Origin of the sequence: Paenibacillus sp. GSMTC-2017 (genome assembly GCF_016019935.1) — a bacterium.
GTDB lineage: Bacteria > Bacillota > Bacilli > Paenibacillales > Paenibacillaceae > Pristimantibacillus.
In genome coordinates, this window is sequence record NZ_JAECMT010000003.1 from 99,949 (window position 1) to 122,259 (window position 22,311).

A 22,311-nucleotide genomic window follows, 5' to 3' on the forward strand; every position below is an offset into this window, starting at 1 on the left:
ATGCAATATGATCTGCTTTTATTAGCTGATAAATAGAGAAAGGCCACTAAAACCGCAACGGTTTAGTGGCCTTTCTGCATGTTAGAAAGTAAAGGGATTACCTAATTTGTCCGCGGATTTCTCCGTTCGGGAATTGACGGGTACGCACATTTACATAGGCATTACCGCGCTCGATCTCCCGCACCAATCGACGGATGCTGCTGCCAGCAAGTGGACCGATGAGATCGCCGTCTCTAAGTGTACCTGTAATGACTCCGCGTCTGAAGGATACGCCTTGATTGTTTGGTCCGAATAGGAAAGCCACAAGAGGGCCATTCTCACCGGGACGGCCGAGATGAACTTCAGCTGATGTTACTCGCCTAATATTGTTAAGCACGAGTCTGAATCTGAGACGAAGATTACGTCTGCGATTATTCCCTTGGTTATCGATATCTTCATCGTCACCGTTGTTGTTAAAGAATGGGCCAAATCCTCTTCCAACTTCACGAAATGTGGCAGAGCCAAATGCATTCGTGCGTACGGGAGGTACCTCATTTCTTCCCCTTAGTCTTGCTCTAAATGTTGCGATAAGACATCACTCCTTTTCATGTGGTGTGATAGCTTATTCTAGAATTAAGAAGCAAGCTTGTTCTCTTGTCCATGGCTGAGGTGGATTTCCATAGAAACGGGCGTTACAGGACGTTATAATGATTAAGGGACGAAGTACAATAATGAAGGAGTGTTACTTATGAAATATAGACGTTTAGGCAGTACAGGACTTCGTGTCTCGACTGTTGGAATAGGTACATGGCAGTTCGGCGGAGAATGGGGAAGAGAATATACTCAGGATGAAGCGGATGCTATCTTGGACAAGGGGCATGAGCTAGGCATCAACTTGATCGATACAGCAGAATGTTATGGAGATCATTTATCGGAACGATTTATTGGTGATTACATTAGTCGCCGCAATCGTGAGGATTGGATTATTGCGACGAAGTTTGGACATCACTTTCACAATTTGTTTACTCGTACAGATTCCTTTGATGCGGAAGGTGTCGTAGCACAGCTGGATGCGTCGCTTAAAGCTCTAAAGATTGAATATATTGACCTTTACCAATTCCACTCTGGGCCAGATTCCTCCTTCGATAATGAGTTGTTGTGGACGACTTTGGACAAGCAGATTGCTGCAGGGAAAATTCGTTACTTAGGTACGTCTATTCAAAGCAATGACAATTTGCATCAAACTGCTGCTTCTCAGCAAGTAGGCTCACGTACGATTCAGGTTGTTTACAATAGACTAGACCGTACACCAGAGGAGCGCGTCTTCCCATCTTGCCAGCAACAAGACCTTGGGGTACTTGCACGTGTACCGCTTGCAAGCGGCTACTTAAGCGGTAAATACAAGCCCGGTACAGTATTTGGAGATACGGATGTACGTCATCGTCATGATGCAGATGCAACTCGTTTGAAGCTTGAAGAAGTGGAGCGAATCGGTCGTGAGGAAGTGCCGGCAGGCGTTGATATGGCTAGTTGGGCGTTAGCTTGGTGCTTGAAGCATCCTGCTGTAACAACAGTTATTCCGGGCTGCAAAGATGCTGCACAAGTCGAATCAAATGCAAGAGCAGCGGAACTCGTTACGGAGTCTCATCCGCAAGATGTACTTTAGTTAACGAGATAAATGACTACACTTAACTTTTTAAGGAGCGCCTATTCAGGTGCTCCTTTTTAGTGGGAGAGTCGATACATAAATCATTGCTGTGGACGCTTTCGACAGCCTGTAGATATTCGCTTATAATCGAACCAATGGGTATAAATAGGAGGAATAGAATGGGAGCGAAATTACTTTACATAGAGGACGATAAGGAAATCGGACATTTTGTCTCAGAACATTTAGACGCGAAAGGTTATGAAGTAAAGTGGCTCAAAAGCGGTGAAGGTGCAACTGAATTATTTCATGATTGCGATCTGGCGATACTCGATGTGATGTTGCCTGGTTTGGACGGATTTACAATTGGTCAACGGTTAAAAGCGATAGCGCCGTCAACACCTATACTTATGCTTTCTGCGAGAGCATCAATAGATGACAAGTTGCAAGGATTGCAATTTGCAGATGATTATTTAACGAAACCGTTCCATCCAGATGAGCTTACAGCACGAATTGAAGTGTTGTTACGTAGAAACGGTGCCTATGCAGTTGAAGCAAGAACGGTGAAGCATCTAAACGTGTATGAACATGATAATCGAATAGTAAATGGAGATAGCGGTGAAGAGATTAACTTAAGCGGCAAACAGTTTCATATTTTCATGTATTTGCTTGGACGAATGGGAAGGGTTATGACGAAGGAACAAATTTATGAGGCGGTATGGGGAGAGCCATATATGGATGGAGATAAGACGTTAATGGTACATATTCGTTATCTTCGTGAAAAGATAGAGAAGGACCCGGCTAATCCCCAAATTGTTGAGACTGTGCGCGGCATTGGCTATAGAGTAAGATCATGAATAGTTTTCAGCGTAAGATAACGTGGCTGTCGAGGTTTAGGAGTCATTCTTTGATGAGTCGTTATATGTTCATCATTTTATTGTCATTTTTATTTCTGCCCATTGTTATTCCGATTGCGGCAGTTATTTTCTTTGGTACAGAAACGTTTTTTAACGAGAAACCATGGGAGAAATTGAAATATGGTAGCTCCCTTGACGTAGTGACAGTTTGGCAAGCAGAAGCTGCTACACTTGGTGGATCTTCCGCTAAAGAAGTAGAGAAGAAGCTTATCGAATTGAAGCAAAAGTATGTAGAGGCGACCGTATTCTGGGTAAACGCCGACGGCAAGCTAGGTATGCAAATTCCCGTGCAAGAGAGCCTGCCGAAGCAATGGTCACATGCGGATGCGATTCGGTTTATGAAAAAACATATCGATAGTGACCCGTTTACCGTTGTGTCATTTTTAGGCCAAAACAACGGTGGAGATGGGTTTATGGTGCTGCAAATACCAAGGTCTATCGTACAGCCACCATCGGGAGTAGGATCAGGCACACCCTTTTTCGTTATTTTTATTTTTATGTTATTTGCTCTTTTAGCACTTATGTCGCTCGTATTTTTCCAAAGGATTAGAAAAAGGCTTCTGAGACTTCAAGAGGCAATGACTATTCACGATGAACAAAACATCCCAATTTCCGTTTCTATAAAACGAATGGATGAAATAGGCGCTTTGGAAGAAGCTTTTAACGGCATGATCGAGCAATTGAAAGCAAGCAGAGCGCTGCAGCTTGAAGAGGAGGAGCTCAGAAAACAATTGATCGCAAGTCTGTCGCATGATCTCCGCACACCGCTAACGGTAATGGGAGGGCATATTTACGCTTTACGTGAGGAACCACTAAGCGGACGTGGCTTTCGCTCTCTTGAAATGTTAGAGGAGAAAACAACGGGATTAAGTGAGTTAATCGACAACCTTCTTACCTATACACTGATGACGAGCGGTCGTTATAAACTTAAACCAGAACAACAAGATATTTTGCGACTCACTCGTGAAAGTGCAGCGGCATGGTTTCCCATTTGGGAGAAGGAAGAGATTGAAGTAAACATACAACTGCCGGATGAGGAAAAAGTGATATGGTTTGTGGACAAGGAAGCATTTCATCGTATATTAGACAATTTGTTTCAAAATATTTTGCGGCATGCCTCGGATGGGCGTTATATCGGTATCCTTCTAGATCATAAAGAAGGCAAGCAAATGTTAGTTATTGAGGATCGGGGAAATGGGTTCGGGGCTCGTAAAGAGTCTACAATGTTCCTAAATAAAAAGGAATCCTTTACTGGAGCAATTTCTCCCTCAGGTAAGGGAGCTGGTATAGGACTTGCAATCGTTGATTACCTTGTAGCGGAGATGGGACTAGCTTGGAAAGTGGATTGTTCAGTGAAAGGTACTCGAATTTATATATATCCAAATGGAGAATAAGCAGATATTTTTTTAAACTAAATTTAAACTTGGGCGACTATTCATTTAACCTTGGGGCGATAAGCTAGTTTCTGAGGTGATGAGAAGTGAAAGAATGGATTATTGAAACTGGGATGTTGGGTAAAAGGTACAAAGGGCGCTACGCTGTATCTAACTTAAATTTGAAAATTGCAAAAGGCGAAATATATGGTTTTCTCGGTCCAAATGGAGCGGGCAAAACAACGACAATTCGGATGCTGCTCGGATTAATTAAACCGTCTCATGGGAGCATCAACATTTTCGGACAATCGCTTGCAAAAAATCGGATGTCCATCTTAAGAAAAGTGGGGTCGCTTGTTGAGTACCCTTCTTATTACGGGCATCTTACCGCTGTAGATAACTTAGAAACGATAAGGCGGATTATCGATGCGCCGAAGTCTCGAATAGATGAAGTTCTTCATATCGTTGGACTTACGAAGGAATCTAAACGAGCAGTGAAAGGTTATTCTCTTGGGATGAAGCAACGACTTGGTATTGCGAGTGCCTTGCTCGGAAGTCCAGAACTGCTTGTTTTGGATGAACCGACGAACGGGCTTGATCCTTCGGGCATTCTTGAGATAAGAGAATTGATTAAGGCGATGCCGAAAGAGCACGGCATAACCGTACTAATATCTAGCCATCTACTGTCTGAAGTTGAGCAAATGGCGAGTACGGTGGGCATCATTCGTCAGGGCGAGCTAGTGTTCCAGGACACGATCGATAACTTGCGTCAGCAAGCCCAAGGTTCAATGTCGCTACGGGTGTCAAATGCAAGGCAAGTACTTGAGCTGCTACGCTATAGAGGGATCGATGCAGTTCAGCATGAATCGATGTTATTGTTCAACAGTACCGATGATAAAGTTGTATCAAGGGTTGTTCAAGAAATTGTCCAAGGTGGTCATTCTGTTTACCGAGTAGAAGAGAAACGGAAATCTCTTGAAGAGCTATTCCTCCGCATTATGGAGGAGGGTGTGCGACAATGATTGGTAGAGTGATACGTTCAGATCTTCTCAAGCTTAGAGGAAAAGGAATTTGGTTTCTGATCATGTTAGGTCCAGTAGGACTAGTTGCGATGCAAGGACTTAATTTTGGTCTTCGTTATGAGTATTTGAAGGGTGTTTATAAAGAGGATCTTTGGGGAGGACTACTAGAAAACATATCTATGTTTGTCCCTATAGCGTTAGGACTAGGTGCAACGATTTTGTGCTCACTACTAGCTAATATTGAACATCAGAGAAGTTCGTGGAAGCAGCTTCTGGCACTGCCAATTTCGCGGAGTACAGTTCTCTGTTCTAAGTTTGTTATTACAGTGCTCCTTCTGGCGGTATCGTGTGTACTGTTGTTTATTGGCATTATTATACTTGGTCTAGGGTTGAAATTTGGCGGTGATATTCCGCTTGGAGATATTGCTCAGCTTAGCTTTTTTCCTTTTGCAGCAGCGATGCCTGTTATGGCTTTACTGTTGTGGCTTTGTATGGTTATGAAAAATCATACTCTTCCAATCACACTAGGCGTTTTGATGTCGATTTTTTCGATGTTTCCGTTACCTGATTGGATGCCATTGAAGTGGCCGTCACTTGCTTACTACGGAACTGAGCAACTGTTATATATAGGGGCAGGTATTGGATGCGGGTTAGTTGTGTTGCTACTTGGCAACCTTCATTTCAATCGAAAGGATGTTGGCTGAGATGAAAGCATTCATGAGACTACTCGCTTCAGAACGGTTAAAACTAAGCCGTGCATACATTTGGCTCTTAATACCGATAAGCCCTTTGCTATCGTTATTAATTGGATCGCTATATAACTTGGATGAATATCCAAGTAATCTACATTACGAGGTTCTTCATTCGGCTACAACAACGTTGCATGCTCTACTGATGCTACCTATATTAACAGGTATTTTCTCGGCATTCGTGTGCAGATATGAACATAGTGGAGGCGGGTGGAAGCAACTATTGTCTTTGCCAGTATCACGAACGGGACTATTTATTGCAAAATTTGTACTTGTTGCTGTGATGTTAGGTGTAACACAATTGTTGTTTGCAGCTTCGATGGTCATAGCAGTAAACTTTCAAGGGGTTGAAGGTGGAGTAGAATGGGCTGGACTTTTGCGGAATGTAGTTAGCGGCTTTGTTGCTTGTCTTCCGCTTGCAGCCCTGCAACTATGGGCATCCATTGGCTGGAGCAGCTTCGCAGCACCACTCGCAATTAACGTCGCGATGACGATACCGAACATGCTTATCGTTAATTCTGAAACATATGGACCGTACTATCCTTGGGCACAGCCAGCGCTTGCAATGATTCATAGTGGGACGATGGACTTTGGTGCGTTCACGCTTCCGATGGAGAGTATGATGATCACGATTGCGGGTAGCTTCATGTTGTTTTTTGCTGGGGGATTAATTTATTTAAAGCGGAAAGAAATATAATCTTTTAATAAATTAGATAAAAATAATTAGAATACGTATAAATAAGAATTTAATGACAATTGAAGAATTTGCATGTTACAATAATTTGAAGTTTAAGGCGCTGTTATCCTATGGATAACGGCGTTCAATTTTATTCATAGAGAAAAGTATATCTCTAGTAGAGTATATACCCGATTGCCTGACATTCAAATTCTATCTACATCCTAGAATAGAGGCTATTTTATCAAGAGCTTATAGGTGAAGTAGGAGGAGTAGATCATGTTTTTAAGGTTAATCTGTATTTTTGTTAGTGTCGTAATTTTAGCAGGTTGTGCATCCAATGTAACCGAACCTTCGTCGGATGTTACGAGTACCCCCTTACCTAGTGCGGTAGAGGAGCTATCTTCTAAAGTTATCGAGCCTTCGCCTAGCACTGACGTCGAGCCTTCTACAGAAGTCATCGAACCCATATCAAGCACAATAGAGCCTACCCCAGTTCTTGTTGCTTCTGAAGAGGCAACAGTTGAAAATCTTGTAGGCGCTTGGCAAGACGCAATGGGTGTTGGTTCGTCGTATACCAATTTGTATCAATTTCGTGAGGATATGACTTTTGATTTTATCGCTGACGCGATGGATTGTGCTAATAGAGAGCGCGCTTTTAGCGGTACTTGGACGTTCGAGGATGGTAAAATCATTCTTACTAAAACGCAGGATTTAACGTTAGAAGGTGGTACACTTGAGCCTTCTACTGCGTCGTGTGGTTCAGATCAGGAGCTAGTTGGTGCTAAATTGGTTGTAAATACATATGAGGATAGTGAACCAATTATTTTCGAAGTTAAACCAGCAATGGGTGAGGCGGATAGTCCATATTCAATGACCCAATACTTCGATGGAATTCAGTACTGGGTGTTAGGGGGAGGACCAGATCAAGTCGATCTTGATGAGGTTATAGCCTATTATGAGGAGAAACAGAAAGAATAAGCAATCTCCTCAGGTAAATATTTCCGAAAAAATGGTTGACGATCCTCGTAATATCCGATAGGATTACTTGTATTAATAGTTACTAATACATAAGGGGTGTAGTCACAATGAACAACAAGAAGAAGCTGCAAGCTGTTTTTGTGTTGATGCTTGCTATAGTAATTGTCGTTACAGGTTGCGGAGGCAATGGGGGTAAGAAGGACGAAGCTACGAAAGAGGTAGAAAATCTTCCTGCCGCGCTCAAAGAGAAAGGCGATATTAACATTAAAGTAATCCGCAAAATCGGCGGAGATGACCATACTGCACAGTTTCTAGCAGGAGCAAAACAAGAGGGTGAAGCGCTAGGCTTTAATGTGGACACGTTCTCTGCGAACGGTGACACAGCGAAGTTTCTAGATGCAATCGAGCAGGCGGCAGGCAGCAATGCTGACGCAGTAATTCTTTCTCATGGCGATGATCCTGCAACTGTTGATGCCGTTAAGAAGTTAAGAGACAAAGGTATTGAAGTTGTTGCATTTGATTCCTTGCCTGCAGTCGGTGAAGTTAGCGGTGTAACACTAACTTCGCAAAAAGATGAGGCGCTTGCGCAATACGCACTCGATCAATTGGTGAAAGAAAAAGGTGAAGAAGCAAAAATCGTTTATCTTTGGGTAGATGGTTTCCCGCCAATGGTACGTAGAAACAATGTTTATCAAGAAACATTAACGAAGTACGCAGGTATTAAAGAAGTTGGACGTTTCGGAGTTGCTTCTGATAATACAGCAGTAGAAACACAAAACGCTGTTGCAGCATTGCTTACGAAACATCCGAAAGGCGAGATTGATGCAATCTTTGCAACATGGGATGCATTCGCAATAGGCGCTACTCGTGCTCTAGTTGAAGCTGGACGGACAGAAATTAAAATTTATGGAATCGACGTTTCCAATGCTGACTTGCAACTTATGCAAGAAGACAATAGCCCTTGGGTAGCTACAGCTGCTGTTGACGCTAAGATGGTTGGTGCAGTTAACGTAAGAATAGCTGCTAAGAAGCTTGCGGGTGAAGAGACACCAGCTACGTTCGATCTTGATGCAGCACTTATTACACAAGAAGACTTGAAAAAATCCGATAAAGCAGTAAATGTATCGACACTTGCTGATATTATCCCGGGATGGGGAACAACTGATGCATTTGAGACGGATTGGATAAAAGCTTTGAAAGAAGCTAACGCAAAATAAGGTACTTTAGTGCTATAATAGGTTAAATTATACAGCGCCCTTATCCTAACGGATGGGGGCGCTCTATCCTGTTTGGAGAGGAAGGTGCGCCTCTTGGCGAATGTCAATACAATCAGGCTTGAGATGAGGGGCATCTCCATTGCCTTTCCTGGCGTTCAAGCGTTAGCCGATGTTAATTTTTATACGGATACTGGAAAGTCCCATGCATTAATAGGTGCTAATGGAGCAGGAAAGTCAACGCTTATGAAGGTACTTGCGGGAGCGTATAGCCACTACACCGGGGAAATTTGGATTGATGGAAAGCAGGTCCATATACGTAGCCCGAGAGATGCTAAATTACTTGGTATTCAAGTCGTTTATCAAGAAGTAGATACAGTACTTATCCCTAATCTTTCTGTCGGAGAAAATATTATGTTGGAACATACTGTGCATGGCATGAAGGGAAAACATGTTATGCATTGGAAGACGCTTCATCAGTCAGCACAAGAGATTCTTGACCGATTGAATGTAAAGGTTTCAACGAAGAAGCTAGCTCAAGACTTGACGCTTGCAGAGAAACAAATGGTACTCATTGCTCGTTCTGTATCGATGGAATGTCGTTTTCTGATATTGGACGAACCTACAGCTCCGCTGAGTCATAGTGAGACTGAACAACTATTTCATCTCATTTCATTGCTTAAATCTGAAGGCGTTGGCGTTATTTTTATTTCCCATCGACTTCCGGAGTTATATGAAATATGTGATGACATTACGATTATGCGTGACGGAAAATTTGTCATTAGAGACGAACTTGCAAAGATAGAACAAGATCAGGTCGTTGAATATATGTTGGGTTCCAAGTTAGAAGGACAGTTTCCGAAGCGAAAAAGTAACATTGGTGATGTTTGTTTTGAAGCGAAACATATAGATGATATCGGTAAAGTTAATGATGTAACGCTTAAAGTACATAAAGGTGAAATTGTTGGCCTTGCTGGGCTAGTAGGGGCAGGCAAGACGGAGTTATGTAGAGCGCTGTTCGGAGCATCAACGACTGCAACAGGGGAGACATTTCTTAATGGGGTGAAGCTTCGTATTTATAGCCCTTTTGACGCCGTTCAAAGCGGGATAGCATTAGTTCCCGAGGAGCGCCGCCGTGAAGGCGTGTTTGTTCATGAGTCGGTTGACGTCAATTTGACTGCTTCCAGTTTATCTCGATTTACAGGTAAAGGGGCTTGGCTGAAAAAGTCAAAAGAGAGATCGGAAGCATCAACGATTATTCGTGATCTCGGCATCAAGACGCCTAATGGGGATGTGCTGGTGGGGAACTTGTCGGGGGGCAATCAACAAAAGGTAGCGATTGGAAAGTGGCTATTGGTTGATGCTGATGTATACATATTCGATGAACCGACTAAAGGGGTTGACGTAGGTGCTAAGCGGGATATTTATAATGTAGTCGCTGAACTTGCTGCACGTGGCAAAAGTATATTATATGCTTCTAGCGAGATGTCCGAGATGATGGGCATTACTGACAGGATGTATGTCATGTACGACGGCGCTATAATGAAGGAGCTTGTTACTGCACGAACAAACGAGGAAGAAATTATGTTATACAGCACGGGAGGTTTACGTAAATGAATGCCGTTACATCCACTCAGTCGAAAAAAAGGTTTGGAGCATTTGAGTTTTTTTATAAATATGGAACGTTAATTACTATTTTATTATTAGTTATCTTTTTTGGAACGATGAATGAAAACTTCCTAAGCTATACGAACATTATTAATATTTTACGTTCGATATCTATCGTGACTATTATTGCAATTGGACTAACGGTTTCGTTAGCGGTTGGCGGATTCGATCTTTCGGTAGGATCTACAGCGTCACTAGCGAATGCACTAGTTATTTCGATGTTTGTCTGGCATGGGCAAAGTGTAGGCCTTGGTATTGCCATTACGATATTGTTTTGTCTTGTTGTTGGACTCGTAAATGCCTTTTTGGTTATCAATTTTAAAATACAAGATATGCTTATGACACTCGCAACAATGTTTATTTTCCAAGGCGTAGCATTAACGTATACAAGAGGAGCAACAGTATCGCAAAATATGATTATGCCAAACGGTGATTTTGCAACTGGTGAAATTCCAAAGCTGTTCGGCCAGCTTGGTAAAGTACCATGGATCATTATTATTATGTTTGTTGTTGTTTTGCTTGTACATTTGTTTCTGAACTATACGAAGCATGGCCGTTATATGTATATGATCGGTGGAAATGCTGAGGCTGCTAAACTATCTGGCATAGCTGTTAGAAAATATAGATTGTTTGCTTATTTAATCTCTGCGTTGTTTGCTGGAGTAGGCGGTATTATTCTTGGAGCACGAGTAATGAGTGCCGAAGTGAATGCAGGTGGCCCCTACTTAATGGATGCTGTTGCAGCAGCATTTATTGGCTATTCAGTGCTTGGATCAGGCAAACCTAATGCATTTGGAACGTTTGTTGGTGCTGTATTAATTGGTATTTTGTCTAATGGACTTATTATGCTTTCTGTACCTTATTACGCGATGGATATCGTGAAAGGTTCTGTACTCGCATTAGCTCTTGCCATTACATACTACAAGCGTAGACACTAAAGGAAACATCAACTTGATCTTGAAAGGACGAGTAGGTAACTATGAATCAAATGCCCAATGAGCAATTTCATCAATACACACCCTATGTGAGTGGTAATGAGATGAGTCCACAGCCTCCATCGGCTAAATATGTTGAAGGAATAATGGAGCTTTATGGATCTTCACTATTTTTCAAAAGATGGGGTGCAACCATTGTAGATTCCGTCTTTTTAGGTGGATTGAGTGCGACTTTATTTTTGTTAAATGAATCTTACCTAATAATTGGAATTGTAGTACTCGCTGTCGTATTTTTGTCCTATTATTTTTTGCTAGAAAGTTTGACGGGATATACAGTAGGTAAATATTTGTTCAGGATCAGAGCAGTTAATGAAGAAGGATATGCGCCAGGCATGGGAAAAGGATTCCTCCGTGCTTTATTGCGGATAGTGGATACCAACCCATTATTGTTTGGCTCGCTGCCAGCGGGCATCTGTGTTCTTGCAACAAAAAAGAAACAACGACTTGGTGATATGGCCACTAACACATTTGTAGCTAGCACTAAAGATCTACAATCAAAGAGTAGCCGCTTTTCTGGTCTTTGGCTTAGCGTAGTCATTATCGCTTTGTTTACATCGATTGTATTAATTGTAGTAGCGATCGTAAGTATTGCAACAGGTAAAGGTGGAATATTCGGGTCTGATGAGCCAGAGGTATTCCAAAGTTTCAATAGTGAGTTCCAAGTGACGGCTAACGAGAGCTGGTCAAAAATGGACGATTTGCATGATGAGGCTGATATTACAATTGGAAATATATTTAGTGAAAAATATTTGATTGTTTTTAATGAGAGTAAATTAGATTTCGATCCCTACTTTACACTAGAAGATTATACTCAATTAGTTGATGATAGCTTCAGGGGTGCATATGCAGATGCCCAAGTAACGGATTACAAAGCGGTTACTATTGGCGGATCACCAGGTTATCAACTGGAATTTGAAGATGTAGCGGATGGAACTGAAATTACGTATATAGTGACAAGTGTAGAAACCGGAGATCATTTCCATCAGATCATTGCTTGGTCGTTATCCTCCAAAATTGATTTAAGAAGAGAAGAGTTACTGGAAGTAGTCTCAACCTTCCAGCCAGTTCAGTAGCAAGGAAAAACCTCCATAGTCGCTAATAGCGGCTGTGGAGGTTTTTGGTTTTTAAGATTCGAGCTCAATAAAATCTTTCCGGTGTCGATCATAGTTAGCTAAGCTACATTCCAACTTCATGCGTGTGCCTTCTTCTTCGTAACTTGTCGAGATGACATTTGCATGTTCATTGAAATAGGAAACAAGGCGGCCTTGATCATAAGGAATCATGATCTCGCGAGTGACATAATCGTTAAAGATTTTATTTCTAACGAGCTCAACAAGCTCATTTATGCCGCTTTTTTCTTTTACAGACATATAGACGCTGTTTTCAGATGTTTGTGGATAAGGATGATCGGTCATATCACATTTGTTGTAGACGTAGATCGTAGGAATGCCGTCTGCTCCAAGTTCCTTAAGTGTCTCAGTCGTTACTGCTATCAATTGCGAATAATCTTCGTGCGCATAATCTACGATATGCAGCAATAGATCAGCCTCAGTAACTTCCTCAAGAGTTGAACGGAACGCTTTAATTAAGTGATGGGGCAGTTTACTTACAAAGCCGACAGTATCAGTCAGCAAGAAAGACTTATTGTCAGGCATATCGATGCTTCGAACAGACGTTTCAAGTGTAGCGAACAACATATCTTTTGCGAATACTTGTTTCGTCGTTTCTGGATCGAACGTCTCAAGAAGGGCATTCATTAAGCTGGACTTGCCTGTATTTGTGTAACCGACTAAACAGACAACAGGCATTTCATTTTTTTGTCGTTGTTTACGTTGATTTTGGCGATTGGCAACAAGCTTCTCTAATTCCGCTTGTAGAGCAGTAATTCTTTCTTCAATGCGTCTACGATCCAGCTCAAGCTTCGTCTCACCCGCACCTTTGTTACTAAGTCCAGTACCGCCACCACCGCCTTGGCGACCTAACGAAGCACGAAGTCCAACAAGTCGCGGTAGCGTATATTGTAGTCGAGCAACTTCAACTTGAAGCTGAGCTTCTCTAGTCTTCGCACGTTCTGCGAATATATCGAGTATTAGAATAGTGCGATCTTTGACGACGCACTGTAGTTCCTTCTCCAAATTACGAATTTGTGAAGGGGAGAGCTCGTTATTAAAAATAACGGTTTCTGTTTCGTGTGCATCAAGTAAGGCACGAAGCTCAACAATTTTTCCCGTACCAATATAATGAGTCGGGTTAATTCGATCTGATTTTTGGCTCAATTCGTCAACGACTTCGACATTACAGGCTGCTGCAAGATTGCGTAACTCAAGCATGGAATATTCAAAGTCGGTATCCTTTTGAAGCTGTACGCCGACGATAATAGCTTTTTGATGGTTTAGTTCTGTCATATTTATCATCCTCCATAGGGTGGGTAATCGAATAAATCAAAAAAACACAGGCAACATGGCCTGTGTTTAAAAATCGCAAGAGGATATCAGTATACCTCACAGGAAATAAATTCATTCTCCTGCAAGTTATTGGTCTGCTATAGCATAGTGATAGCACGTATTTACGTTAATGATGCTGTGATACGTATTTAAGATACGTTTATAACAACAGCAACACTTACAACGGTACTATTCTGTTGGATGGCTATAGACGGTTACAGATGGTTGTAGAGAGACCAATCCTGAGTCCTCTGCGCACAGGCAGAGCTTCGGCGCTATTCAATTTAGCTGCGCAACGATCTAACTCGGATAAAATCAATCACATCGTAACCCTCCATTCCTTGGAATGACAACAGTGTAGCACAAATTGGTTAGCGGTGGCAACTTGATCGATAGTAAAAAATTAACATAATCATTTAGTACTTATTGACGAAACTAATGGAAGCAGATTGGCGTCTACTCATACAGAACAAAAGATTTAGAGCAAAGGGGAGTGCTTGGATGAGCTGGATTCCTGAAGCGAGAAGTGTAAAGTGGTGGATCATTGCTGGTGTTTCATCCGTATTATTAATTTTGGCCATATGGTTTATTCGCTTTGAGCTACTTGGTCAAACATGGACAAATGTACATGCATTCCGCTTTGCGTTGTTTGCCATCATGTGGTCTGTATTGTTAAGCCTCGCAGGATGGTCTGGAGGCAGGTGGTTATGGCTGTGCTCAAATATAGGTATTCTGGTCGGACTTATCTTCATGGGTCTTTACTCAGGGAATGCGACGGGTTGGGAAGACTTAGTTAGTCTATTATCTTTTATGATCATGATCATATCTGGTCTTGCAGTTGGCATCGTCGTTGAGTTGATTTTAATGACTGTTCGTTTCGTTCGGAAGTAACTTTTTGCCAATTAAAATGATTTCAATTTCGTTGAAGCTTTTTTAATGACGCCTTGGATAACTAGCTCATAGCCATGAATGTTTATCTTTTGTATGAGGATTTCATTTTGATACAGCACCAAACGCATAAGACTACTTAGAGCAGCTGTTGCATCTCCTTTTTTGACTGCATTAGTTAGCACCTTTGTTTCAGTCGTTACACGTTTGTTTGTACTGCTAATGGTACTTTTGGATGCTTTGATTTTAGTAGACGTTGCATCATTGGTGCCGAGTATATCTCGAATTTGCTTCATCTTCGCAGTTGCCGCTGCTTTAGTTTCTTTTAGTTTAGCTTCCTTCGCCCTAATAGTATCTTTAGCGCTCTGTACAGCAATTTTTGTTACTTCAACCTGGGCGTTAAAAAAGGAAGTTAAACTTTTGTTTTTTGCAGCTTTCGCTAAACGTAATTGCGACTTCTGAGTTTCGTATAGCTCAAACAAGGATTCATATTTTTTCTTAGTCGTGTTTACTTCATTAGTAGCTGTTGTGATACGTACAGAGTCAATTCCAGGGATCTTTTTACGAAGGGCTTCTTCCTCTGCATCATTGTCGTAATGAATGGTACTAATTTTCAAATCCCAGTCAATCGCTTGTTGCTGAAGCTTTTGAAATTCAGCATAACGGGACGTTAATGCGTAAGAAGTAGTAGAATCAACGGCTTTAATCATCTTTTCGAAGGCGGTTTTTGCTGTAATCGTGAACTCGAATGGTGCAGCCAGTGCGGAACTTGCTATTGCTAGCAATAATAAAATGGTCATACAAATGATGAAGAAGCAGCGGTTAATAAACATGAATAAACCTCCTCAAAGTACGGCTTTTGGACGCAAAAAAGCACCCGTAAGAAAAACGCAAAGCGTCTTTCCTTACGGGTGCTTCCATCGTAAGCCGAATTATTATTTTCCACTACTATAAAGCAAGAAATAAGGATGGTCAACCCCATTAACGATTAACGTTATACGAATGAGCAGATGCTCGTACATACTCTTCTGGGGTCTTACCGATGATTGATTTGAAATCGTTGATAAAATGGGATTGATCATAATAACCGAGCTCTAAGCTTAACTTTGCGAAATCATTCGCGAGCCCCCGGTCTAATGCTTCTGCAGCATTTTGCAGCCGATAGAGCTGAATAACCCACTTCGGACTAACGCCTACGTATTGACTGAATAACCGCTGAAGCTTTCTGCTACTTAGTTGAAACTGATCACACAGTTGCTCGACCTTTGTAATCGTTGTATGAGTAGTAATATAGTCGATTATTTGATTAATGAAATGAACATTCTCATCAACTTTGGGTAGTTGCTGTGCAAGCAATTGCTGGGCTAATGATATAAGATGTTCCGGCCGTTCGGATGAGCGCAGCGCATGGAATAGTTCATTGTTGTCATGTGGGAATATTGTTTTTAATGCAATAGCTTGATCAGTTAAACTCGACAATGGTTTCATCATGAAGGGATAAAAGCCACCTGGTTTAAACTTCACCCCGAATACTTTTCCTGTTCCTATAAGCTCTTTCGTATATTTACGGCTTGCTACTCCATATATGCCACTGCGCTCTTGTTCAATAATGAGATTGACGCATGGGTTCGGAATGACATCTTGATAAAAAGGGGATTGCTCGCTTAAATTCCAGCTTACTAGCCAGAAGTGTTTAACAAATGGTGCAAGAAGCGAAGAGGGCGCATATCTCGTTAGTTGAAATTTTTTTTCTGCTTCTTCCATTTGTAGAATGCCCATGCTAGCTTGTTGCTTGATAGGTGGATTCATGACGATCTCTCCAATCGAAATGTCGCATTTTTACAATACAGGAAAGTGAAGTGTAGCTATTATTATGATAGCAGTGACGATAAAAAGCGGCAATTGCTAATCCATTGGCGATAAGGGAGAGTTGCGAAATGAGTCATACCTTTATATTTTATATTGGAGCGGAACCTAGCAAAGTATGGGATGCATTAACGAAACCAGAGGGTACAAGGAAAGTGTTTTTTGATTGTATTCTTCAGTCGGAGTTTACTGACGGTAGCACCTATGCTTATATTGGACCTGGTAATGATGGACCAGAAACCGTACATGTATACGGACACTTTATTTCCTATGAGGAAAATAAGTCGATGGTGTTAATCGAACATCCAGGACCCTCCTATTATGAAAATCATAGTGAACTTACTTCTCGTGTTACGATGACAGTAGAAGTTGTAGGGGCTTGTACGAAGTTGACGCTTGTGGCAGATCAATATACAGAAAATCATCCTTCCTATCATAAAGCTCCAGATAACTGGTCAATTATTCTTAGCAATCTGAAGTCTTACGTAGAAACGGGAAATACGCTGGATTTTGGATGGTAGTGAGGGGTAGCCGTATAGGAACCTATTCTTTATACTAGTATAAAAAGGATAGGGGACTGTACAGCATGAGCTACAAAATCGTATTTTTTGATATTGACGGTACATTGGTTAATGAAGAGAAAGTGATTCCGAACGATACAGTAGAAGCTATTCGTGAGCTTAAAGCAAGTGGTGTCGAGCCTGTAATCGCAACGGGTAGAGCACCATATTTCATCAAGCCGCTAGCAGAGCAACTAGGCATTGAATCTTATGTATGTTTGAACGGTGGTTATGTTGTATATAAGGGACAGCCTCTCTATAAACGGGAAATCGAAAAGAGCAGCCTTGAAGCGTTGGTAGGTTTAGCAGGTGAGCTTAATCATAGCCTAGTGTTTGAGGGGGAGCATTTCTACAATAGTAATAAGGAAGTTGACCCTTCTATGACGGAAGCAATTCTTACGTTAAAAGTGGACGAGCCCAGCTATAACCCGGAATTTTGGCAGACAGATGATATTTTTCAAGTGTTTCTCCATTGCGAGAGTCATGAAGAACATCTGTATGAATCGTTAAAATCACATTTTACGTTTATTCGTTGGCATGACAAGGCTATGGATGTACTGCCGCTTGGCGGCTCCAAAGCGCAAGGGATTGAAGCGTTGCTTAAGAAGCTTGAATATACGGCAGATGACGCTGTTGCTTTCGGTGATGGGTTAAATGATAAGGAAATGCTAGACTATGTTGGATTTGGTGTTGCGATGGGCAATTCTCACCCAGAATTGCTGCCATTTGCAAACTATGTAACGACACATGTTGATGAAAAGGGTATACGAAATGGCTTGATTAAAGCGGGTTTATTAGCCCTGTAAATCACCAGACGAGTATTGCACACGTACAATAACCTAATCAATTCAATTGGCTTGGGGGAAATGACGTGATCGTAATATCAGATGGCAGCTCAGCAGAGATCCCACCACGGATGCTGTCGGAGCTGGAGAAGAAAATTTTACGCCAGAAGCAAAGCAGTCCTGTTATGTATCAGTACCCATCAGTCGATGCTTTAATCTTTGAACTGAAGATGAGAACGCATATAGTAGAGGCAGCTAAGGCGCTCTATGCGAGTGGGGTAAGCTTCGGAACATTCAGTAATTCTAGAGCTAATGAAAAGTATTGGATTCGTACGCCTGATGGAGGTTTTCTGTTAAGACCGGGCGTTCAGCCAGCTGCTGCTGTTAATGATATTTTTGAAAATGGTCATCAATACGCGTTTGAATGTGCTGGAGCTATTATTATTATTTTATATAAGGCTGTGCTTGAAACGATTGGTAATGCTTCTTTCAATACCTACTTCCCCAATCTATTTCTTAGAGATTGGCAGCATGATCAAGATTTACAGCTTATTACGTCGAATGATCTCAGTGAAACGTATCCAGGTGATGTGATGTATTTCAAAAATCCGCAGCATGATCCCGCTACACCTGAATGGCAAGGGGAAAATGTCATCAAGTTGGACGACAATCTATTTTTTGGTCATGGTATTGGCATTGGCTCAGGGCAGGAAATGATAGCGCAGCTCAATCGAGCGAGGGCACCGGGCAGTACGGTTTCGGCCTACTTACAGGATTTAGTGCTGAGGCCGAACTTCGAGATCATTCGTGGCATATCGATGCGTGAGGTAGAAGAGGTTCTTTAATAAATATGTGGACTGCACTCTAATTGTTAGAATCTATCTAACGATCGGGGTGCAGTTTTTCTATGCTCAGGTACAGTTAAGATAAATATTACCACTAAATAAGGTTGAGAAATATGAGCTGTAAAATAAGAGAATTACAGTTCAGTTATTAAAGAAAGTAGTTTAGTATAAGACGGGAGATTAAATGTTCGACAATAGTAGACAGATTTATGCAGTTATTGTAACATTTTGTTGTGTGTTACGATATTCTGAGGAAGCTATCGGTCGAAACGGTATTGCTTCAAGTTTTCTCGCGCAATGCTACGCGCATGAGCAACGTCCCTAACATTATTGTAGTGGCTTGATTTCTTAAAGAGCTCAGGTCTTTTCGATTTGAAAAGGGGAGTAAGTCTACGATTTAATTAGGAGGATACAGTGATGAAATCAATGAAGTTTTTTATTTTTTTTACTACGCTAATTTTAGGACTACTAACACTAGGCGGGTTGCCTGATAGAGCTTATGCCGACACGGTCTCATTCCCGGCTACCGCTGATGTGTTGTTATTCGATGGCCGAACCTACGACAACGACTTTGATATGCTTTATGTCGGCATTGAGAGTAATAGCGCCGAAAGATCAGCTATCCGATTCACGCTCGGTAACATTCCGGGCACTCCGACTAAATATGAATTGTTTCTCCCTGTTTATCAACTTCAGGACGGAAATCAGTTGTTTTCTCTAAACGTCCACGGTTCGACCGACAACAACTTAGTAGATAATGCTTTAAATTTTCCCTCACATGAAACTTCAATGGTCACCGTTTATCGCAACCAGTTTTCTAATAATTCACCTACAATAATTGATGTGACTTCACTCGTTCATTCTTATACTGACTCAAATGACAGAAATATAACTTTTGTACTTAAAAGCAATGAACCTGCTGGCAATGTGGTTTCCAGATTGTTAATTTGGTCTAAAGAAAACCCTGATGTGGCGAATCAACCGAAACTTGTCGTCACATACGACACTAACTCCCCGCCAACGGGTGCTATTCAAATTAATAGCGGAAATACACATGTTAATTCAACAGCAGTTAACCTTAACCTTTCAGCATCAGATCCGAATGGTGATTCTATTGAAATACATTTTTCAAATGACAATGTTACTTGGTCAACATGGGAGTCTTTCAATTCTACGAAGGCTTGGACTTTAACCAGCGGAGATTCTACTAAAACGGTATACTATCAGCTCAAGGATTCTGCTAATGCTATTTCGTCGATTTATTCAGATTCGATTGTATTAGATACGACTAATCCTGTAATTACGGGTGCTACTAACGGCGGTCTTTACAACCGAAATCGGACAATAACGTTTAATGAAGGAACAGCTACAATAAATGGCTCAAATTTCACTAGCGGTGCTACAGTAAGTAGTGAAGGCACTTATACGCTCGTCGTTACTGACGTAGCTGGTAACCGTACAGTTAGTACTTTCATCATTGACAAAACTGCGCCTATTGTCTCTGGTGTCACTAACGGTGCAAGCTATAACACGGATAAGACGATTACGTTCAGTGATGGAACGGCAACGCTAAATGACACTGCGTTCTCAAGTGGTTCTACAGTTAGCTCAGAAGGTGTGTATACACTCGTTGTTGCGGATGCAGCTGGCAATAGCGCCACCATTACGTTCACGATAAACAAAACTGCACCGACAGTCACTGGAGTTACTTATGGCGCAAGCTATAATACGGACAGGACGATTACGTTCAGCGAAGGAACGGCCACGCTAAATGATATTGCGTTCTCAAGCGGTGCTACAGTTAGCGCAGAAGGTGCGTATACACTCGTTGTTACGGATGCAGCTGGCAATAGCGCCATCATTACGTTCACGATAAACAAAACTGCGCCGACAGTTACAGGAGTTACTTATGGCGCAAGCTATAATACGGACAGGACGATTACGTTCAGCGAAGGAACGGCCACGCTAAATGATATTGCGTTCTCAAGCGGTGCTACAGTTAGCGCAGAAGGTGCGTATACGCTCGTCGTTACTGATGCGGCTGGCAACAGCACAACTGTTGCTTTCACCATTGACAAAACGAGGCCAACGGTTACCGGAGTCGTTACTGGAGCACCAACTTACACAGCTCCCGTCATTATTACGTTTAACGAAGGGACTGCTACATTAAACGGGGAGTCGTTTCTCACTGGTACAACCGTTAGTATGACTGGAAGCTATGCGTTAGTCGTAACAGATGCAGCCAGCAATGTAACGAGCATCAACTTCACGATCTCAATCGCAAGTGGAGGGGGAGAAGCAGGAAGCATGCCTGTGTTTGACAACTTCCTTGATATCAAAATTAACAATGACAATCATCAGCAAATGGCAAAATTAATAGTGACTACTGTAGATGGGAAAAAAATAACCAACGTTATTATTGATAATCAAAAGCTCATTTCGGTCCTAAATATGATGCCTAACCAATCTTTAGTTAGCCTATCGGTGATGAACGGCTCCGATCGTGTTATTGCCGAGTTGAACGGAAAACTTCTAGAAACGTTAGACAATAAAAAGACGAAGTTTCATATTCAAACGAATAGTGCTTTATATGACTTGTCGGCTAGCCACTTTAACATTGAAACCATTGCAAACAAATTTGGGTCAGATGTACATGCAGATGACATAAAAATTAGCTTTGAAATTAACAATGTACAGGGTAGTGAATTCGAATCCATACGCAACAAAATTGGTAAAGGTAAGATCATCTCACCTGCAGTCCAATTCAAACTTATCGCACATTATAATGGGAATTCTATCGAAATCAATAACTTTCTAACCTTCGTGGAGCGGAAAGTTGCTATTCCTGATGGTATCGATCACAAAGAAATTACGACTGGTGTCGTTGTGACAGATGTTGGAGAAATTAAGCCAGTATATACGCGAATTGTTAAAGAAAATGGGCAATATTATGCGGTTATGTACAGCATGGCAAGTGGTACTTACGTCCTTGTGAATAACGAAGTCTCTTTCTTAGACGTTGAAAAACATTGGGCTAAAGCAAGTATCAATGACATGGCGTCGAAGCTCATTATTAATGGCATTGACGAACATCATTTTGGGCCGAATAGGAATGTTACCCGCGCCGAATTCGTGACAATTCTAGTAAGAGCTTTAGGCTTGCAGAACTTTGAGAAGCCCACTTCGTATGTGGACGTTAAGAAGACGGATTGGTACTACGAAGCTTTGTCAATCGCTGAGAGCAACGGCTTGCTTGCCGGAAAAACAGGACATCTTATTCATCCAAACGAGGACTTAACGAGACAAGAAGCGGTGCATCTTCTATCCAAAGCGATGAAGCTTGTTGGCATGGAGATATCTATGACGAGCAAGGAAGTAGACGAACTATTAAGTCGGTTTAAGGATAGTGGTAAGCTCTCTGCCCCATCAAGAGATGAGATGGCTTTGAATATCAAATACGGCATTATCGGGGGGAATAATGGTCAACTTCTTCCTCATAAAACACTAACAAGAGCAGAGGCAGCAGCCCTGATTGAGCGTTTCATGCAAAAAGCACAATACGATTGAATATAAAAAATGCTAAACGGCCTTAGTCCTGAACGCCATTGGACTGAGGCCGTTTAGTTTTACCTGTAATTTTCCCGATGCGAAAAGTTCAACTTTAGACATGAAAATATTCCCCTCATAGTCGCAGGTTTCTTTTA

Annotated in this window: 20 protein-coding genes; 16 read left to right on the forward strand and 4 right to left on the reverse strand. The window is 41.7% G+C overall.

Features of this window, described 5'->3' with window-relative positions:
* Positions 1-97: 97 nt before the first annotated feature.
* Positions 98-568 (reverse strand): CHRD domain-containing protein, encoded by a 471-nt coding sequence (locus I6N90_RS12480; protein ID WP_197936575.1) that lies wholly within the window; start codon positions 566-568, stop codon positions 98-100.
* Between the two features lie 159 nt (positions 569-727).
* On the opposite strand from I6N90_RS12480, the gene I6N90_RS12485 reads away from it, so the two are divergent.
* The 11 genes from I6N90_RS12485 to I6N90_RS12535 all read left to right on the forward strand — a co-directional run bounded on the left by I6N90_RS12485 (position 728) and on the right by I6N90_RS12535 (position 12,292).
* On the forward strand, positions 728-1,645 hold the full coding sequence (locus I6N90_RS12485) for an aldo/keto reductase (RefSeq protein ID WP_197935953.1): 918 nt from the start codon (positions 728-730) through the stop codon (positions 1,643-1,645).
* A gap of 161 nt (positions 1,646-1,806) precedes the next feature.
* Positions 1,807-2,481: a response regulator transcription factor gene (locus I6N90_RS12490; protein WP_197935954.1), complete on the forward strand. Its 675-nt coding sequence runs from the start codon at positions 1,807-1,809 to the stop codon at positions 2,479-2,481.
* Positions 2,482-2,534: 53 nt separating this feature from the next.
* Positions 2,535-3,935, forward strand: coding sequence for a HAMP domain-containing sensor histidine kinase (locus tag I6N90_RS12495; RefSeq protein WP_232242960.1), 1,401 nt, complete (start codon positions 2,535-2,537; stop codon positions 3,933-3,935).
* Between the two features lie 86 nt (positions 3,936-4,021).
* On the forward strand, positions 4,022-4,936 hold the full coding sequence (locus tag I6N90_RS12500; protein ID WP_197935956.1) for an ABC transporter ATP-binding protein: 915 nt from the start codon (positions 4,022-4,024) through the stop codon (positions 4,934-4,936).
* Entirely contained in the window at positions 4,933-5,640 is a 708-nt protein-coding gene (locus I6N90_RS12505; protein WP_197935957.1) for an ABC transporter permease, read from the forward strand. Before I6N90_RS12500 ends, I6N90_RS12505 begins: the two co-directional genes overlap by 4 nt.
* Position 5,641: 1 nt before the next feature.
* Positions 5,642-6,382, forward strand: coding sequence for an ABC transporter permease (locus I6N90_RS12510; protein WP_197935958.1), 741 nt, complete (start codon positions 5,642-5,644; stop codon positions 6,380-6,382).
* Between the two features lie 258 nt (positions 6,383-6,640).
* Positions 6,641-7,342 carry a hypothetical protein gene (locus I6N90_RS12515; RefSeq protein WP_197935959.1) on the forward strand — a complete coding sequence of 234 codons (702 nt, stop codon included), beginning with the start codon at positions 6,641-6,643 and terminating at the stop codon, positions 7,340-7,342.
* Between the two features lie 107 nt (positions 7,343-7,449).
* A complete protein-coding gene (locus I6N90_RS12520; protein WP_197935960.1) occupies positions 7,450-8,559 on the forward strand; it encodes a sugar ABC transporter substrate-binding protein in 1,110 nt (369 codons plus the stop codon).
* Positions 8,560-8,682: 123 nt separating this feature from the next.
* On the forward strand, positions 8,683-10,173 hold the full coding sequence (locus tag I6N90_RS12525; RefSeq protein ID WP_197936576.1) for a sugar ABC transporter ATP-binding protein: 1,491 nt from the start codon (positions 8,683-8,685) through the stop codon (positions 10,171-10,173).
* Positions 10,170-11,162, forward strand: coding sequence for an ABC transporter permease (locus I6N90_RS12530; protein WP_197935961.1), 993 nt, complete (start codon positions 10,170-10,172; stop codon positions 11,160-11,162). The genes I6N90_RS12525 and I6N90_RS12530 overlap by 4 nt, the downstream gene beginning before the upstream one ends.
* A 41-nt stretch (positions 11,163-11,203) precedes the next feature.
* Positions 11,204-12,292, forward strand: a complete 1,089-nt coding sequence (locus I6N90_RS12535) for an RDD family protein (RefSeq protein ID WP_197935962.1) — start codon at positions 11,204-11,206, stop codon at positions 12,290-12,292.
* A 51-nt stretch (positions 12,293-12,343) separates the two neighbouring features.
* Here I6N90_RS12535 and hflX read toward each other — a convergent pair whose 3' ends face one another.
* Positions 12,344-13,624, reverse strand: coding sequence for a GTPase HflX (gene hflX / locus I6N90_RS12540; RefSeq protein ID WP_197935963.1), 1,281 nt, complete (start codon positions 13,622-13,624; stop codon positions 12,344-12,346).
* A gap of 477 nt (positions 13,625-14,101) precedes the next feature.
* Here hflX and I6N90_RS12545 point away from each other — a divergent pair, with 477 nt between their 5' ends.
* The gene (locus I6N90_RS12545; protein WP_232242961.1) at positions 14,102-14,554 is read left to right on the forward strand and encodes a hypothetical protein; all 453 of its coding nucleotides are present in this window, start codon (positions 14,102-14,104) and stop codon (positions 14,552-14,554) included.
* Positions 14,555-14,565: 11 nt separating this feature from the next.
* Here I6N90_RS12545 and I6N90_RS12550 read toward each other — a convergent pair whose 3' ends face one another.
* Together I6N90_RS12550 and I6N90_RS12555 are read right to left on the reverse strand one after the other, a co-directional pair.
* A complete protein-coding gene (locus tag I6N90_RS12550; RefSeq protein ID WP_197935965.1) occupies positions 14,566-15,384 on the reverse strand; it encodes a hypothetical protein in 819 nt (272 codons plus the stop codon).
* 148 nt (positions 15,385-15,532) lie between these two features.
* Entirely contained in the window at positions 15,533-16,360 is an 828-nt protein-coding gene (locus I6N90_RS12555) for an AraC family transcriptional regulator (protein ID WP_197935966.1), read from the reverse strand.
* Between the two features lie 128 nt (positions 16,361-16,488).
* On the opposite strand from I6N90_RS12555, the gene I6N90_RS12560 reads away from it, so the two are divergent.
* The 4 genes from I6N90_RS12560 (at position 16,489) to I6N90_RS12575 (ending at position 22,174) form a co-directional block, all read left to right on the forward strand.
* Positions 16,489-16,938 carry an SRPBCC domain-containing protein gene (locus I6N90_RS12560; RefSeq protein ID WP_197935967.1) on the forward strand — a complete coding sequence of 150 codons (450 nt, stop codon included), beginning with the start codon at positions 16,489-16,491 and terminating at the stop codon, positions 16,936-16,938.
* Positions 16,939-17,003: 65 nt separating this feature from the next.
* Positions 17,004-17,783 carry a Cof-type HAD-IIB family hydrolase gene (locus tag I6N90_RS12565; RefSeq protein ID WP_197935968.1) on the forward strand — a complete coding sequence of 260 codons (780 nt, stop codon included), beginning with the start codon at positions 17,004-17,006 and terminating at the stop codon, positions 17,781-17,783.
* A gap of 65 nt (positions 17,784-17,848) precedes the next feature.
* Positions 17,849-18,607, forward strand: coding sequence for a protein-glutamine gamma-glutamyltransferase (locus tag I6N90_RS12570; RefSeq protein WP_197935969.1), 759 nt, complete (start codon positions 17,849-17,851; stop codon positions 18,605-18,607).
* Between the two features lie 417 nt (positions 18,608-19,024).
* On the forward strand, positions 19,025-22,174 hold the full coding sequence (locus I6N90_RS12575; RefSeq protein WP_197935970.1) for an S-layer homology domain-containing protein: 3,150 nt from the start codon (positions 19,025-19,027) through the stop codon (positions 22,172-22,174).
* The last annotated feature ends 137 nt before the right edge of the window (positions 22,175-22,311 follow it).